Source organism: Pseudomonas germanica, assembly GCF_019614655.1.
Classification (GTDB): Bacteria; Pseudomonadota; Gammaproteobacteria; order Pseudomonadales; family Pseudomonadaceae; genus Aquipseudomonas; species Aquipseudomonas neuropathica.
In genome coordinates, this window is record NZ_CP071586.1 from 3,409,985 (window position 1) to 3,426,729 (window position 16,745).

The window sequence follows — 16,745 nt, forward strand, 5'->3', positions numbered from 1 at the left end:
TCAGTGCCTCCCCAATAATTCGGAGGCGGCCATCGCGCAACTCCTGCCGGCGGTGGTGCCCGCACGGCCATGCAGTTCGAACCAGTCGCTGGCGAGGCCACAGCCGCAACTTGAGCCCGGGTGCAGCGTCGCCAGATCGCTCATCACCACCGCATGCGCCGGGCTGGACGAAATGTAGGGCGAGACGAATCCCAGCAAGCCTTGCTGGCCGTAGGGCTGGATGGAAAAATCCTGCGCATTGCGCACGTACGCCTTGGCGTAAACCGGCACATGAAAATGATGCCGGTCACATTCGATGTACGGCACGGCGTGCTCGACTGCACCGTAACCGTCGCGGCACCGCGAGGTTTCGATGCCCAGTTGCCGGGCGATGCGTCCATACAATTGCTGTTTGGGGATTTCCTCGCTGGCTCGGGTTTTCCAGCCACCGCCAAAAAATGCCAGCGAACCTGCCGGCAGTTTCAGCTCAGGCACGCCGGTGGCCTGCATGTGTTGCAGGGTCTGCCAAAGGAACGCCGGGAAACCGAAAATGCGCACGGGCAGGCCTTCTGCGGCGAACGATTGCAGGGCCGTGATGACGCCGAACACATCGAATTGATGGCCGTCGCCGTTACTGCGTAACGCGTAGGCGACGCGGTTGACGGGAGCAAAGCGGCACAGGAACTGATCGGTATACGACGTTCCCAAGGTGATCGCACCTTGCGGTTCGTAGCTCAGCAGCAGGTAATTGCAAGGCGTATCTGGTGAGTACCAGCCGTAATGACTGAAGATCCGCTCGACCATGAACTGAGCGCCCGCGAGGCTGCGCGGGTCATAGCGCATACGGCTTTTCTGGCCGCTGGTGCCGGACGATGTCAGTTCCAGGGCGCGCTCTCCGGTCGGACTGAGCAGCAATTGCTGTTTGAAGAAGTTCGCCAGAATCGGCGGCAGACGGGCCCAGTCATCAAGACTGTCCAGGTCCTGTTCGTCGAGGCCGTTGGCGTTCAGCCAATGGGCGTAGCCGGGGGTGTGCCGGCAATGAAACCGACTGATCTCGGTCATGGCCTGATCGAACAGGCCCACCGGCACGGAATCCGGGCAATAGGGGTGTGGCAACGCGCAAAGCGCATCGCTGGCGGGGAAGTGATGCATTCAATATTCCTTTACTGAGCAGAGGCGGAGTCGGGAGGGGTGCGTTGCAACAAACCCTGCAACAGAGGGAGACACATCAAGCCGCTGAAAGCGGCGCAAAGCGCGAAAAGCTCGAGCCTTGCGCCACCGCCGATGGCAGCAATCAGCAAGCCGCCGAGGCCCATCACGGCAATCGAAATCATCCCGACCAGTGCCGATACCAGACCTTTGCTGTCATCACTGGCAAACAGCGCCAACCGATACAGCGCGGCATTGCTCATACCCAATCCGACTGCGTACAACGCCAGACTGGCGACCACCGGACCGAGTCCGGCGCCAGCCAGTGCGCAGACGATCAGGGCCAGAAGCCCCAGGCAAAAAGGCCAGAGCGCCAAGCGGATCAGTTGCGGCAAGGCGTGAGTGATCAGCAACCGGTCAAGGATCAGATTGCCGACAATCACCGCAGAGAAAATCGGGATTTGCCAGACGCCATATTCAAGCGGCGTCAGCCCGAGCAACTCGATCAGCAGCAATGGCGCCAGGCCGATCCAGGCGATCAGCGGCAGGCTCATCAGCCCCAGCGCCAAACTGGCGGCGAGGAATCGGCGATTGCCGAACAGGGCGCGATAACGCTTGCAAGTCTGGCGCAAGGAGAAACGCACGGCCGGTTGCTTGTGTCCGTCTCGACGGGCGACGCCGACGGTTTCCGGCATCCAGGCAAAAAGCCCCAGCCAGACCATCGACGCGGCCAGACCCAGCCCCAGAAACAATTCGCGCCAAGACAACCATTGCAGCAGCAGAATGCCCAGTAGCGGCCCCATCAAGGGTGAAAGCAGGGCGATATTGCCGAGCAGAGCCATCAAACGCACCGCATCCGCTTCACAGAACACTTCCTGAAGGGCCGGATAACTGACCGCCACAACGAAACCCAGGCCCATGCCCTGCAGCAGTCGCAGTAGATTGAAGGCTTCAATGCTTTCGGTGCTGTAGGCCCCCGCGCAGGCGACCGCAAATAACGCGCAGCCGATCAACAATACCCGCCTTCGCCCCCATTGATCGGACAGCGGCCCAATCAGCCATTGCAGGCAGACACCGCCAAGCAGATAAAGATTGAAAGCGTTCGGTACATGCCGCACATCGGCATCAAGTTCGGTGGTAACGCTTAACATCGCAGGCATGATCAAGTCGCTGGCCATATACGTCAGAAGTTCAAACGCGCTGATCACCAAACAAAATCCGAGCGCTTTTTGCGGCCGGATCTGTATAAGAGTTCTCTGCATAAACGTTCCTGTTAGTGAGTGAAAGGAAGTTGCCAGAGATTAGTTGCAGATATGCGTCCAGCCTATTGTTTTGCTGCGACATTAGATTTCAAATGCTTGCAACTTATTTAGTGATTTGATTTAGCGCGGCGCACAAGTTAGAGCGATTTATAGAAGCATTTGGCAAAAACAGAAAAGCCCGCAACGGGGCGGGCTTTGTTTGAAGTTAATCGGACTTGTTGATTTCCTGCCACGGTCTGTTCATTGGCAAGCGGGCAGGGCGAACAATCCTGTTCTAGCGATGTTGGTAATAACCAGGGCCACCCTGGTAGTAACGGTGGTGATCGTCATGCCAGCCGCCGTGGGGGAAGATGATGCAGCCACTCAGGGTCAGCAGGGCAAGAATGGGAATCAGCCAGGTGATTCGACGCAGCATTTTGAAAATTCCTCATGGTTACGCCGTCATGAAGCCAAAACTCTTCATCGGCTGTAACATGAGACCCCGATTGCAGCGGCGCATCCCCGTAGAACGGTAAGTGCATGGCATGCAAACGGATACAAACCGGATACATTTCAAAGTTTCAGGAAGCCGCAATGACCCACAAGCAACGCTTGATTTATTCGATTCTGATCGCCGTGTCGGTCCTGGCCATCATGCTCGGCCTGTCCTGGCTGCAAAATGCCGGCATGATTTCGGAGAAGACGTTTCAGTTCGTCGCCATCGGTGTGGCGGTGATCGTGGTGGTGATCAACGGCGTGATGCGCCGCAAGGTCAAGCCTTGACGGCGATGGCTGCACGCTTCAATCGTGGTTGAGGACAGCTGCGGCCTGTGGATGCAGGCTGTAGCTCTTATCTTCATTGAAGGTGATCACGCCTTCGGCGCACAGGCGCTTGAGCACCTCACGCACACTGAGGAAGGACAGCGGAATATCCAGGTCCAGCAATTGGCTGTGGACACCGCGCACGCCGAGGCGCCGCTCGCTTTGTGCGGCGACCAGCAAGGCGTCGATGACTTTCAGACGAATCAGGCTGGTGCGCAGCCCGAAACTTTTCAGCAGCAAGCGGATGCGTTCGTTACCGTGACGCTCGACGCGTTGCCCGAAATCGCTCGCGTGAGGGCTCATGGAAACTCCTTTGGGTGCCTGGCTACCGTCCGTTGGTAGTTGCGAGTTGTACATGCGATTACTCCTTTTCAGAGTCTGATCGGGGTGGTTTTTTTGCGCTCTCTAGAACAAGACGTATCAGCACGACAAATCATGAAAGAAAAAATGTAGAAATTTTGTCGGGGATTTGTCTTTTCCTTGTGATTGCGGGTTGGCCTTGGCGGCCTTTGGGCCGACCAGGTTCTTTGGGTTTTGGGTGTATATCCGTTTTTTTGGGTGTTGCGGCTGGCGGTTTCGCTCTTACAGCGACTCACTTTTCCAGACGCCGAAAAGTAAGCAAAAGGCTGGGCCCCGGCGTTCGGCCCGCTCGCTGGGGCTCGGGGTTCCTTCGCTCCGGGATCGATCCGGGCGCAGCGCCTACGGTTTGCTTCGCTGCACCTCCTCTCGCTGTGTTTGGCTTCGCCAAACGGTCGCTGCGCTCCCACCCCCGGATCAATCCCTCCACTCAGCCTGCCGAAGGGGCCAGCACGGCAAGATCAAGAGCTGCAGCCGAGCTAACGCTCATCCTGTGGAGTGGTGAGGGGCGGGGTGTGGTTGGGTTTGGTCACCTCAGATCAGTTCCTTCTCCCTCCGGGAGAGGGCCAGGGTGAGGGGCTTTTGATCTGCTTCTGGATTTGAGTTCGGCTCGGCATTTCACGTGGGCGTAACTCTGGCAATCACCTCGGTCAGTTCCCTCTCCCTCCGGGAGAGGGCTAGGGTGAGGGGCTTTTGATCTGCTTCTGAATTTGAGTTCGGCTCGGTATTTCAAGTCGGCGTAACTCTGGCAATCACCTCGGTCAGTTCCCTCTCCCACCGGGAGAGGGCTAGGGTGAGGGGCTTTTGATCTGCTTCTGGATTTGAGTTCGGCTCGGTATTTCACGTCGGCATGAATCTGGCAATCACCTCGGTCAGTTCCCTCTCCCTCCGGGAGAGGGCTAGGGTGAGGGGCTTTTGATCTGCGTCTGAATTTCAGTCCAGCTCGGTATTTCAAGTCGACGTAACTCTGGCAATCACTTCGGTCAGTTCCCTCTCCCTCCGGGAGAGGGCTAGGGTGAGGGGCTTTTGATCTGCGTCTGAATTTCAGTCCAGCTCGGTATTTCAAGTCGGCGTAACTCTGGCAATCACCTCGGTCAGTTCCTTCTCCCTCCGGGGAGAGGGCTAGGGTGAGGGGCTTTTGATTCTGCTTCGGGGATTACGTGGAGAGCCTAAATTTTTTCCTCTGACTTCGTTTCTTGGACAGGCTCATTGCGCGTGGACGCGTGGGTGTTTCCAGAGCGGATCCGTGCCAGCGCCGGGTTCGCTCTTTGGCATGTCGATCAGGAGCGAGCGTGATAATTTCCAGACAGTTAATGGGACTGACCTTGGCCGGCGTGGCTTTCGGGCTGAGTTGTTCGGCCTATGCGTTCAGCCCGGCCACGGATGTCAGCGCCGATATTCGCCGTACCGCTTTTGGTGTGCCGCATATTCGTGCGCAGGACGAGCGAGGGCTTGGTTTCGGCATCGGGTATGCCTATGCGCAGGACAACCTCTGTCTGCTGGCCAATGAGATCGTGACGGTCAATGGTCAGCGTTCACGCTACTTCGGCCCGGACCAGTTCACCGTCGAGCAGCGTGAAAACCGTGTCAGCGATGTGTTCTTTACCTGGCTCAACACACCGGAAGCGGTCAAGGCGTTCTGGCAGGCGCAACCTGCGCAGGTGCGTGATCTGGTCGAAGGCTATGCTGCGGGCTACAACCGCTATCTGGGCGAGCGTCGTCAGCAAGGCTTGCCGCCACAGTGTCAGGGCGAGTGGGTGCGTGAGATTGCACCGCAAGATCTGGTGAAGCTGACCCGCCGTCTGCTGGTCGAGGGTGGTGTCGGGCAGTTCGCCGAGGCGCTGGCTGGGGCTACGCCGCCGCAGGCGAGCGCGGTGATCGAACACGATGTGCAGGCCTATCAGTTGGCCGATGCGCGTCAGCAGCGCTTCGCTCTGGACCGTGGCAGTAACGCTGTCGCGGTGGGTAGCGAGCGCTCGTTCAACGGGCGCGGGATGTTGCTCGCCAACCCGCATTTCCCGTGGGTCGGTGGCATGCGCTTCTATCAAATGCATCTGACCATTCCCGGCAAACTCGACGTCATGGGCGCTGCCTTGCCAGGCTTGCCGATGATCAATATCGGCTTCAATCAGCATCTGGCGTGGACGCACACGGTCGATTCGTCGAAACACTTCACCTTGTATCGTCTGCAACTCGATCCAAAGGATTCCACACGCTATATGCTCGATGGCCAATCCTTGCCGCTGAACAAGCAGACCGTGACCGTGCAGGTCAAACAGGCCGACGGCCAGGTGGTGCCGGTTTCGCGTGATGTCTACAGCTCGCAGTTTGGCCCGATCGTGCAGTGGCCGGGCAAGCTCGACTGGGACAATCAGTTCGCCTACAGCCTGCGCGATGCCAATATCGACAATGATCGCGTGCTGAACCAGTGGTACGCGATGAATCAGGCGTCCACGCTTCAGGAACTGCAGAATTCGGTACACAAGATTCAGGGCATTCCGTGGGTCAACACCCTGGCCGTGGATGACAAAGGCCAGACGCTGTACATGAACCTGTCGGTGGTGCCGAACGTCAACGCCGAGAAACTGGCCAAGTGCAGTGATCCGCGTATCGGCACGCAGATGATCGTGCTGGATGGCTCCAACAGCGCGTGCGCATGGGACATTGATCCGCAAGCGGCGCAGCAGGGTATTTATGCTTCCAGCCAATTGCCGCAACTGCTGCGCAAGGACTTCGTTCAGCACTCCAACGACTCGGCGTGGCTGGCCAACCCGGCGCAACCGCTGACCGGTTTCTCGCCGCTGATCAGTCAGGATGGCCAACCATTGGGCTTGCGCTCCCGGTTTGCTCTGGATCGCTTAAGCACGCTGAGTAAAAAAGGCCCGCTGGCGGTGAAGGATCTGCAGCAGATGGTGATGGACGATCAGGTGTACCTGGCGACTCAGGTGGTGCCGGATCTGTTGAAGTTCTGTGCTTCTGACCTCGGTGTCGATGCGCCAGCGCTGAAGCCGGTTTGCACCAGCCTTAAAGCTTGGGATGGCCGTGCCAATCTTGATTCGGGTATGGGCCTGATGCATTTCCACAACATCATGCAGGCCTTGCAGGCTTCGCCGGATGTCTGGCGTGTCGCGTTCGATCCCAAAGATGCGCAACACACGCCGCGCGGTCTGGCGGTCGAGCAGCCAACCGTGGCCAAGGCACTGCGTGAGGCCATGTTGGGATCGGTCGAGTCGAGCACAAAAATGGGCCTCAAGCCGCAGACTCGCTGGGGGGATATCCAGGTTGTCAGCAGCGGCGGGCAACAGACGCCAATTCACGGTGGGCCGGGCACGCTAGGCATCTACAACGCTATCCAAAGCGTGCCGCGTGAAGACGGCAAACTCGAAGTGGTCAGTGGCACCAGCTACCTGCAAGTCGTGACCTTTGACGAAAAGGGCCCGCACGCCCAGGGGCTGCTGGCGTTCTCGCTGTCGAGCGATCCGGCGTCGAAGTATTCGCGGGATCAGACCGAGGCGTTCTCGAAGAAACAGTGGAGTGTCCTGCCGTTCACCGAACAGCAGATTCAGGCTGACCCGCAGTATCAGGTGCAGACTGTGCGCCAGACACTGGACAAAGTGGGGAAGGTCGCCACTCAGTAAGCCCGAGCGTCAATTACGTTGAGCCAGAGGGCCGCATCCTGCAAGGGGTGCGGCCTTCAGCTTTTTGGCGGTTGTTGCGGTATCGAGTTGATCACCGGGTTACCTTCCTTGTTACGGGTCAGGTAGACCGGCAGCACTTTGGGCAGGCTGTTGGCGAGATTGTTCAGCTCTTTGATGTTGTAGATGCCACCCACGCGAATCGTACCGGTGCTGTTATCCGCCAGCTCCAATGGATTGCTCAGATAACGGTTGATCAGAGGCAGTGCTTCGCTCAGTGCCAGGTTATCAAGTACCAATTTGCCGTTGCGCCAGGCCAGCGAGGTATCACCAGGGTAGGTCTGGCTGATCTGGGGTATGTAATCGCCCTGTTTGTAGCGCGCCTGCATTGACGGGCCGAGGCGCAAACCATCGCCCGGCAACGAGCGATTGCTGGCGACCAGCACCGAACCTTCGATCAGGTTCACACGCACTTGGTCCTGATACATCCAGACATTGAAACGCGTCCCGGTGACGCGAATCCTGCCTTCGCCTGCGCGGACGACAAACGGGTGGGCCATGTCGTGGCTGACCGTAAAGAACGCTTCACCTTTTTTCAGGGTGACGCGGCGTTCGTCCTTGTAATTGCTGAAGGTCAGATCAGTGTTCAGGTTCAGTTCGAGTTGGCTACCGTCACTCAGCGTGACCTGGCGGACAGTATCGGTAGCGGCGAAATGCTGATAGCTGTTGGGCAGCCAGCCCAGATTCCAGCCGGTGTACGCCGCCAGCGGCAGGGCGAGCGCACAGACGCCGGCCGCTACAGCGAGTTGACGCCACGAGCGCGAAGCCTGACGGGCTGGCATAACCGGAACGGATTCAGGGCGCGGCAAATGTTCGGCCACCTCCCAGATTTCCAGCATGGCCTCGTACTCGAATGCATGCAGGGGATGAGCGTCGTGCCATTGCTTGAATGCACGACGTTCAGCGTCCGTGCAGTCATCGGCGTGCACCCGCATGCACCAATGCGCGGCGGCATCGGTGATCGCATCGTATTCGGCTTCCGAGAGAGTGTCTTGGGTCATTGACTCGTCCTGATTTCGCCCATTCTAACCTTGTCGGGAAGTGACCGAGAACAACCGTCATGGCATTTACCCATCAAAGTGGAACTTATTTTTCCCTCAGGCACCCAAAAAGCAGGACGACCAAGACCCCTATCCACAAATGGAGAAAACAAATGATCAAGAAGACATTCGCAGCGTTGATTGCCACGGCCGGTTTGCTCAGTGCTGGCGCAGCATTGGCCGATCGGCCGGGCGCTGGCTGGGTCACCATCGAAAAAGCCATTGAGATCGTCAAGACCAAGGCCGGTTACGTCGAGGTTTACGAGATCGAAGCCGACAACGACGGCTACTGGAAAGGTGAAGGACGCAAGGCGGACGGCGTGGTTTACGAGTTCCGCATCGACGGCGCATCGGGCAATATTTTGCGCGATCAGAAGGATTGATCACGCGGTAAATACTCAGTGTGTTCTTAAAAAATGCGCCGGCCTTAGACCGGCGCATTTTTTTGTCCAGGTGGTCACGGTGACGCTTGCACTGAATCCGCCTGGCTTGAAGTCGGCGCCGGCAACGGTATCGGCGCCGTTGGCGGATCCAGTTGTCTGCCCATTTCGCTGATGAGTAAGGCGATCGAGTCAGCGTTGGCCATCACCACTTCGATGCGTGCTTCATCAGCGAGCGGATTGCGAAAGGCTTTACGTGCCTCTGCAAGGTTTCTGGTTTTGGTCAGACTGAGGACTTTTTTGTAGACATCGGCCTGCTCCGGCAACTGATCCAGATCTACCCACAGCCCTTGCTCATTCCTGTTCGCGAATAACTGTTCGGGCGCAGCGGAGCGTGACAAGGATTTACGATAACGTTCCAGACCCGTTTTGAGCTGTTGCCCGTCCGCGGTGGTGGTATCGATAAGGTCGGGGTATGGACTCATCGCCTCTACGGAGACGAAATCTTCGCTATCGTTGATCAGGTGCGACAGTTCGTGCAGCAGCGTGATCGCGCGAGCATGGGAATCAACATTGAACCTGGGCGGCAAGAAAGCGGTGTAGACATCCAGTTTCGGATTGAAAAAATGCTCGGTGAAGTGCACGACTTTTCGCCGGTCTTCCTTGAAGACAAAGGCAACCGTGTCATCGTCGTAGCGCGCATTGAGGCCAGCGAAAAAACGCTCTGTGTAAAGCAAGTCATCCTTTGGGTCCGTCAGTTCGCGGCAAATCGGCAGGATCACCTTCTCGATTTTCTTCAGCAGCATCGGCGTGACCTGTCGCACGTCGAAAAAATCTTTGAGGACCGTTTCCACACGAGTGCCCCCGAGGTTGTCGCGATGTTCGACGAAGTTATACAGGCAATACAACGCGTAGTTTCTTGCCCGGGTAACCGCTTGCTGAATCACGAAGGCTCTGGCGGGATATCGGCGGTTGATCTCTGCCATCCCTCGCGCCTGGATCAGCATCAGAATTGAACAGTGCTGCTCCACTCTGGTTTGCAGAGCCAGGGGCCTCCTCGATCGACAGCGATGCACGGCCTGACTGGCGTGGGCAAGCACCAGTCGTGAGTTTTTCTGCTCAAGCGCCGGCCCACGGCCCCCGTCTTTTTTGCGCAAGTACCAGGCTTTTTCGGCCTGGATCACCGGATAAACCTTGCCGGCAATCGTTGCATATTTGTGCGTGCTGGATGAATCCCCGTAAACCAGCTTATTGCTATCAAGTGTGAGGCTGTCGAGTGCGGTGGTCGTTTCATAAGACTGCAAGTTCGCGCGGGAGGTGGTAATCGGTGGGACTTTTGACCAGCGAGCGGCGGTTTTTTCCGTGGTGTTCGCGCCGGTTTCGGCAGCCTTTGATCCAGTGGCCTGCGCCCCGGAGGCAAATTCGGCCGTTTGCGCCTCTGCCTCTGTTTCCCAGGACAGCCGACCCAGACTAAACAGGGATAACGCCCCGGCGATAAAGCCTTTCAGAGCGTTGGCCCAATGATGATCCTGAAGGTTTTCGGCGGACTCCTTGAAGTCGTTGTAGCTTTTCCAGAGAAAAAACAACGAGGCGATTTTCCCCGACAAGAGATGGGGAACCAGGCGCACACCGTGACTGAACAGGGACTTCGCGGTTTCCCAATCGGCTTGTGCGTTGATCTGCGGCTGGCAAGCGAGCAGTTGCGGTAGAAGGCTGAGCGTGTCCTTGTGCAAATGCTCCAGCAGATTGCCGGTGATGGGCATGCTGTGAAGTTTGATTTCACTGGTCTTGCCAATCGTCGTGTTCAGCAGATCCTTGAAGACGGCTTGTTGCCCGGAAGGCAGGCGCCGGATGACCAGGTCCTGAAAATGCCCCGGTGTATTCAAGGCCTCGATCAATTGCGCCTCGTCCTCGAATTCACGAAATACGAACCGCGAGTAGGGTGCGTAGAGCACGCGTGGCCCTGTATGTCCCGCCCCGGGGCCAATGACATAAAGTCCGAGGGCGTCGACGAAATCGCTACCGGTGGTCTTGATCAATGACAGCGGGCAAGCACTGGCGTGAGCGCCCTCTACGGTGGCGCGCGCTACGCCGTCGGGCATGTCCAGAACCTGGCAAACGTAGTCGAAACCGCTTTGCGACAACTGTTGTTGCAACTTCAAGGCGTGCGCGTGCTGCATCAACTGCCACGGCAACTGACGGAGGAAACGTGCTTTGCTGGTGCGTGCCGGCTCAGTGTCGGATGAGAGCGCCTCGGTGACTTTCCGGGTGTAGGCGGTGGTGATGTCGAGGGATTGCAGCAGTTGCTGAACCGCAGACTGATCGAGAGTTGCTGGCAAAGCGCTGGCGATGGTCGAGGCGACCTTGAACCCGGTGTCCTGCACGATGTTGTAGTGATGCAAGGCAAAATCGAGCAGGTTGCAGGGCGGGCCTGCCAGCGTGAGATTCGGGGTGATCTGGATCTGCTTTGGTTTGAGATCAGTGCCAGGGAATCGGGCGTCGAGCAGTGTTTTCAGCGTCTGCTCCACATGGCTGGCTAAAGCGGGGACGTCGTGGAGAAAATCCTTGCCATCGATAACGCTGCGCCGCACTTCATCCAGCAGTGCCAGTTGTGTGCGTTGTTCTGTGACCGGCGCTATGCGTAACCAGTCAGGGAAGTCCTGCTGGCGGACGAAAGCCCGGGCCAGGTCGATGGCCCGGCGCAAGTTGGTATCGATGGCGGTGTTTGTTATTTGAGTAAGGAAACTGGCGAGTACGTCCTTGTCCGTGATGCAAACGCGTAATGCCTCACAATGGGCCAGGAAGTGTTCAATGGCCGATTGCATGCGATCGTTCAACACGTTGCCTTCAATCAACTGGAACGGGTCCAGTGTGTATTGTTGATCCAGCTGATAGTGCGCCGTTGGCAGATTTTCCAGCAGTGTCTGAGACTGGTTGTTGTTGTCCAGGCGCTGTTGCAGTTGCTTCTGCGCGATGGCGATGTCGTCGAACGATTCCAGACCCATGGCCGGCGTCCACAGGATCGCACGCCCGGAATGCTCGACGTCCATGCCTCCGCGCTCGGTCAACAGTACGCAATGCGCAAGCGACAGTGCATCGGCTTTGCCTGCGCAGGTAACGCTGAGCGACCAGGCATCCGGCCGGAAGCCATTGAGTGACTGACGATCCCTGCGTGTGGCGTGTTTTGCATCGAACACGGCATCGATAATCTTTCGCTCGGCCGTCAGCCAGGAACCGCTGAGGTTCCTTATGTGTGCCTCAGCGCGCACGCCATCCTCAAAGGCCTGTGCCAGTTTCCATCGAATACCTTCGAGAAACACGCGTTGTTCGGCGTTGCTGGTGGTCGGCTGATCCTTGAAGTGACTGCCGAGATTCTCCTCGGCGCGTTCAAGCTTTATCGCCAGTTGCTTGGCCTTGTCGGTCTGCACCCGTGACGAGAGCGGCGCACTTGAAAACAACGGTCGGGTACTCCAGCGCTCGTTGACGTCGAGCTTGAGCAGACGTTCATGAATCATCGAACGGATATCCAGCGCTTTGTCGAAAAGCGCATGGATGTCGGTTGTGCGTTCACTCTGGCGGAAGAGCTGCAAGACGAATTCAATGTTTTGCCGTTGTTTGGTGAGGATCGCTTCAAACAGCGTGCTGATGATGTCGCCGCCGATGTTTTCCCCGGATACTTGCGCGTGGGCAAATCCGAGATAGCGATTGCGCTCCTCCAGGTTCATCAGTCCGTACAGCTCGTCTTCATGGCCGGCGGCATTGAGTTTGGCGGTCAGCGTCTGTTTGAGATCGGCGTAGTTGGTGAGGACTTGCAAGCCTTGGGTAGGGGTGTAGAGATAAGCCTTGTCATGGTTGATCATCAGCGACCCGGCCAGTTCGATGTAGGCGGTGTCCTCGCGCAAACACACGGTTTCGAAGTTGGGCCGCCGGGACGCCACATTCGGTTCGCGGATCACGCTGTGCAAGGCGTCGAATTCAGTGGCAGACAGGATTTCCGCTTCGCGCTTGAGCATCAGATCTGCACGCATTTGATCCTTTAACGCCTGGCTGAAGTATGTGCGCCTGGGCGAGCCCTCGAATGCCGCGGCATTCCAGTAGGCCTCTAGCTGTCGAAACAGCAGCATGGTCAGTCGTCCCGATGCGGACTTGATCGCATCGCCCCAGGCGGTCTGGTCAGCCGCCTGGCTTGCGCGGGCCGGGTGGGAGAATTCCGCTGTCTGGCCGCGCGGCCAGCCCTGACGGCGAAAGTGCAGCAGCAGCGCTTCACTCAATGACAGCGAACTGACCCATTGCCTCATCTCCGCGGACATCGGGGCGCTGTCGAGGTAAAAACCGACGCGGGTGCGCGACTGCGGTAAATCGCCAAAATGCGGTTCGAGCAGTTCGCCGAGAATGTTCTCCAGCAAGGTGGCGAGCGACGGCAGACGTTTCAGCTCATCCAGCACATCGCGGGCGCAGGTGTCCTGAGACTGGCTGATCGCCGCTTTTTGATCGTCAAACACATCACCTTCGATGGTTTCGCGGGTGAGGGTGATGCCGCGTTTCTCTACCAGTTCCTTGCGCAGCAAGACACTGAGAAAGGCCAACAGATCATCGGTTTCTTCAGCGTTATCGAGGCGTGTTTGCAGCGCGTCCATCAGCGTCTGGTAATCGCTGTATTTTTTCAGACCGTCGTAAGGTGTGTACAAAAACACGCCATGGTCATCCGGCCCAGTGCCGAGAATAAAACTGCCGGGCAGGGGGATGGCGAGTTGCTTGTCGGCGTTTAGCAGAATGCGTTCGGCGAGCATGGGCGGGGTTTGTTCGCTGCGCAGGGCGTGGGTCGCCAGTTGCACATGTGCGAGCCAGCTGAAATCTTTGCTGTTGAGGCCGTGGGTCCGACCCAGGCTGGCATGCCGGCCCGGGGATTTGAGTATCTCGGGGAATAGCAGGAGGCTGGACATCATTGGAACTCTGAACGGGGCGCCGTGGGCGGGGAGTTCAAGAGTAGGTACGCAGGTCGCTGTGCAGGCGGTACATAGTTACCGCACACGTCGAGTTGAAATGTGCCATGAGCCAACGCCCGTCATCGCCAATCCAAGGGTTGACAGCCGACAGCTGTGGCATGGTTAATCGGCGGGCAAGTCGTCCGTACGCTGTTGTTCCCTCCAATAATCATTCTGGAGCTTCAGATGTCTGCGCCACACGATCATGTGTCCTCTGCTGTCTCGTCCTCGTTGTCTCTTGAAGCGCTGACGCAACTGCTTGAAACGATTTTTCTGCGCCACGGCACCTCCGCCGAAGTCGCCCGAGTGCTGGCCGCCAACTGCGCCGGCGCCGAGCGCGATGGTGCCCACAGCCATGGCGTGTTCCGCATGCCCGGGTATGTCTCGACCCTGAACAGCGGCTGGGTCAACGGCCAGGCGGTGCCGCAAGTCGAAGATGTCGCTTCCGGTTTTGTGCGTGTCGATGCTGGCAACGGTTTCGCCCAACCGGCATTGGCCGCCGCCCGGTCGTTGCTGGTGGAGAAGGCGCGTAGCGCCGGGATTGCCGTGTTGGCGATTCGCAACTCGCATCATTTCGCCGCGTTGTGGCCGGACGTCGAGCCATTTGCCGACGAAGGGCTGGTGGCGCTGAGCGTGGTCAACAGCATGACCTGCGTGGTGCCGCACGGCGCCGACCGGCCGCTGTTCGGCACCAATCCGATTGCGTTCGCCGCGCCACGGGCCGGCGCCGCGCCGATTGTCTTCGACCTGGCCACCAGCGCAATCGCCCATGGCGACGTGCAGATCGCTGCGCGCAAAGGCGAGCGGTTGCCCGCCGGAATGGGCGTGGACAGCCTCGGTCAGCCGACTCAGGATCCCAAGGCGATTCTCGAGGGCGGGGCGTTGCTGCCGTTCGGTGGGCATAAAGGTTCGGCGCTGTCGATGATGGTTGAGCTGCTGGCGGCCGCATTAACGGGAGGGAATTTTTCTTTCGAGTTCGATTGGGCCAATCATCCCGGGGCGAAGACGCCGTGGACCGGGCAATTGTTGATCGTCATCGACCCGAGCAAAGCCGCCGGGCAGAGTTTTGCCGAGCGCAGTGGTGAGCTGGTGCGGCAGATGCACAGTGTCGGCCTCAAGCGGTTGCCGGGCGATCGCAGGCATTGGCAGCGCAGCAAGTCGCTGGCTGAGGGCATTGTGCTGGATGCACAGACGCTGGCGCAGTTGCGTGAACTGGCGGGGGCGTGATCAAAGATCAAAAGCCCCTCACCCTAGCCCTCTCCCCGAGGGAGAGGGGACTGACCGCGGTGAATGGGGGATGTGCGCCGACGTGAAAGATCGAGTTGAGCTCAGGTTCTGAAAGCCCGGAACTGGTTCAAAGCCGGCAAAAATACGCAGGCATAAAAAAGGCAAACCCAGCGGGTTCGCCTTTTTTGTGTGCCTGTCTCAGCGACGGCCGAGCAGCAAGCCAACCACCAGACCGAAACCGGCGGAGATCGCCACGGTCTGCCACGGATGACCGCCAATATAGCTCTCGGTGGCATCGACCGCCGGTTTGGTGCGATCACGTACGCTCGACACCGAATCCAGCGCCTGTTGCAGTTTCAGGGCGATTTGTCCGCGCAGCGTTTCCGCTTCCTCGCCGACCAGTGAGGCGCTGCTCTTGAGCAGTTTGTCGGACTCTTGGATCAGAGCCTGAAGTTCGCTGAAGGCCTGATCCTTGATTTGATCTTCGGCGGCTTGCACGGCGGATTTGCGGGCCATTGGGTGACTCCTTGCAGTTGAATGGACAGTGATCAATGGAGTGTGGCGCTTGCTGAAAAGTTGCACTGAATTTAGGTCAGAAATAAAAACCTGCGCGGGAGATTTCCGTCGAGCGTGTAAGATGTCGCCATTTTACGCAGCAGGATAATTCCCCATGAGTTTCAATCTGGCCGACAAGTCACTCGCAGAGCGCGCTGCGCTGGAAGACGAGAAATCCCGTCTGTTCGAACTCTGGCAGAACAATCTGGGCAAAGCCAAAGGCGAAGCCGCGCGTTTGTTCGGCGAGCGCGGCAAGCGCAAAGGCAAATGGGCCGAGTGGGTCCGCGCGGAACTGGACGGCATGTCGCCACCAGAATTCGCCAACATGGTGCGCAGTGAAGTCAATCGCCTGATGGCCGCGAACAAGTAACGCTTCAGGTGAACGTCGCGGCAATCGCTTCGCGGACTTTGACCACCACCGGATCGATCTGCGTGCTGGTACGCCAGCCCAGTTCGATCGGATAACGCGGCAGCTTCAGCGGGCAGGGCAGCAGCGCCAGGCCGCTGAGCTCAGCAATACTTTCGGCGGCATGCGTCGGAATTGTCGCCACCGCCCGACTGCCCTTAAGCAAATACGGCAGCGCGGCGAAATGCGTGGTCGACGCGCAGACCCGTCGAGTCAGGCCCAGCGTCGCCAAGCCCTCATCGGTGATGCCGATAAAGCCGCCGGACGACACCAGGATGTGCTCGCGGTCGACAAACTCCTCAAGATCGATCTGCTGCTGACCGGGCGCAAGGCTCGCCGGATCGACCAGACATGCATAACCGCCTTCGCCCAACACCTGACGGCTGAGCAAGCGCTCGGCAAAGCCTCCGGCCGTAATCGCCAGATCGATGCTGCGCTCCATCAGCGCGCGGGCGACGATCTGGCTATGAGTCTGACGAAAGATCAGGCGCAACTTCGGAGCGCTGCGGGCAATTTCCTCGATCAGGCGGCGACCGTAGGCAATTTCGAAATCATCCGACAGTCCTACGGTGACCGAGCGGCCGTCGTACTGGTTGGCCGCCGGGTCGACCATCGCCAGGCTTTGCCGGCACTTGTTCAGCGCTTCGCTGACCACCGGTTTCAATTGATTGGCCTTGAGCGTTGGTGCCAGGCCGCGCCCGGTACGCACGAACAATTGATCGCCGTAGACCTCGCGCAAGCGGCGCAGCGCCGCACTGACCGCCGATTGTGTCACCCCCAGTCGCAATGCCGCGCGGCTGGCACTGGACTCTTCATGCAGGGCTTCCAAGACTTTCAGCAGGTTGAGGTCGACCGTGGCGATATTCATTTGGCTCATATCATTCAGCAGTGAATGGGGCTTTATTCATG

The 16,745-nt window shown here is 58.4% G+C and carries 13 protein-coding genes; 5 read left to right on the forward strand and 8 right to left on the reverse strand.

The features are described from left to right. The 3 genes from J0G10_RS15205 to J0G10_RS15215 all read right to left on the reverse strand — a co-directional run bounded on the left by J0G10_RS15205 (nt 1) and on the right by J0G10_RS15215 (nt 2,805). Nucleotides 1-1,131: a LuxE/PaaK family acyltransferase gene (locus J0G10_RS15205; protein ID WP_095050745.1), complete on the reverse strand. Its 1,131-nt coding sequence runs from the start codon at nt 1,129-1,131 to the stop codon at nt 1-3. A gap of 11 nt (nt 1,132-1,142) precedes the next feature. Then, nucleotides 1,143-2,390 (reverse strand): MdfA family multidrug efflux MFS transporter, encoded by a 1,248-nt coding sequence (locus J0G10_RS15210; RefSeq protein WP_095050746.1) that lies wholly within the window; start codon nt 2,388-2,390, stop codon nt 1,143-1,145. 274 nt (nt 2,391-2,664) lie between these two features. Continuing rightward, nucleotides 2,665-2,805 carry a hypothetical protein gene (locus J0G10_RS15215; RefSeq protein WP_176471331.1) on the reverse strand — a complete coding sequence of 47 codons (141 nt, stop codon included), beginning with the start codon at nt 2,803-2,805 and terminating at the stop codon, nt 2,665-2,667. Nucleotides 2,806-2,963: 158 nt separating this feature from the next. On the opposite strand from J0G10_RS15215, the gene J0G10_RS15220 reads away from it, so the two are divergent. Further along, the gene (locus J0G10_RS15220; RefSeq protein ID WP_038363103.1) at nt 2,964-3,152 is read left to right on the forward strand and encodes a hypothetical protein; all 189 of its coding nucleotides are present in this window, start codon (nt 2,964-2,966) and stop codon (nt 3,150-3,152) included. An 18-nt stretch (nt 3,153-3,170) separates the two neighbouring features. Here J0G10_RS15220 and J0G10_RS15225 read toward each other — a convergent pair whose 3' ends face one another. Further along, nucleotides 3,171-3,548, reverse strand: a complete 378-nt coding sequence (locus J0G10_RS15225; RefSeq protein ID WP_095050747.1) for a fe2+ zn2+ uptake regulation protein — start codon at nt 3,546-3,548, stop codon at nt 3,171-3,173. Nucleotides 3,549-4,840: 1,292 nt separating this feature from the next. Between J0G10_RS15225 and pvdQ the strand changes: the two genes are divergently transcribed. Beyond that, nucleotides 4,841-7,186 (forward strand): bifunctional acylase PvdQ, encoded by a 2,346-nt coding sequence (gene pvdQ, locus J0G10_RS15230; RefSeq protein WP_220556121.1) that lies wholly within the window; start codon nt 4,841-4,843, stop codon nt 7,184-7,186. Nucleotides 7,187-7,242: 56 nt separating this feature from the next. Here pvdQ and J0G10_RS15235 read toward each other — a convergent pair whose 3' ends face one another. Then, nucleotides 7,243-8,244, reverse strand: a complete 1,002-nt coding sequence (locus J0G10_RS15235; RefSeq protein ID WP_220556122.1) for a FecR family protein — start codon at nt 8,242-8,244, stop codon at nt 7,243-7,245. A 152-nt stretch (nt 8,245-8,396) separates the two neighbouring features. Here J0G10_RS15235 and J0G10_RS15240 point away from each other — a divergent pair, with 152 nt between their 5' ends. After that, complete coding sequence (locus tag J0G10_RS15240; protein WP_093432877.1) at nt 8,397-8,666, forward strand: PepSY domain-containing protein; 270 nt, start codon at nt 8,397-8,399, stop codon at nt 8,664-8,666. A gap of 74 nt (nt 8,667-8,740) precedes the next feature. Here J0G10_RS15240 and J0G10_RS15245 read toward each other — a convergent pair whose 3' ends face one another. Beyond that, nucleotides 8,741-13,606 carry a dermonecrotic toxin domain-containing protein gene (locus J0G10_RS15245; protein WP_220556123.1) on the reverse strand — a complete coding sequence of 1,622 codons (4,866 nt, stop codon included), beginning with the start codon at nt 13,604-13,606 and terminating at the stop codon, nt 8,741-8,743. Nucleotides 13,607-13,834: 228 nt separating this feature from the next. Here J0G10_RS15245 and J0G10_RS15250 point away from each other — a divergent pair, with 228 nt between their 5' ends. After that, the gene (locus J0G10_RS15250; protein WP_095050750.1) at nt 13,835-14,875 is read left to right on the forward strand and encodes an Ldh family oxidoreductase; all 1,041 of its coding nucleotides are present in this window, start codon (nt 13,835-13,837) and stop codon (nt 14,873-14,875) included. 198 nt (nt 14,876-15,073) lie between these two features. Here the strand turns inward: J0G10_RS15250 and J0G10_RS15255 are convergent, their stop codons facing one another. Next, nucleotides 15,074-15,391 (reverse strand): DUF883 family protein, encoded by a 318-nt coding sequence (locus J0G10_RS15255; protein WP_007917413.1) that lies wholly within the window; start codon nt 15,389-15,391, stop codon nt 15,074-15,076. A gap of 154 nt (nt 15,392-15,545) precedes the next feature. On the opposite strand from J0G10_RS15255, the gene J0G10_RS15260 reads away from it, so the two are divergent. Then, nucleotides 15,546-15,800: a hypothetical protein gene (locus J0G10_RS15260; protein WP_007917411.1), complete on the forward strand. Its 255-nt coding sequence runs from the start codon at nt 15,546-15,548 to the stop codon at nt 15,798-15,800. Nucleotides 15,801-15,804: 4 nt separating this feature from the next. Here the strand turns inward: J0G10_RS15260 and J0G10_RS15265 are convergent, their stop codons facing one another. Beyond that, complete coding sequence (locus J0G10_RS15265; RefSeq protein WP_095050751.1) at nt 15,805-16,713, reverse strand: LysR family transcriptional regulator; 909 nt, start codon at nt 16,711-16,713, stop codon at nt 15,805-15,807. Between the last annotated feature and the right edge of the window lie 32 nt (nt 16,714-16,745).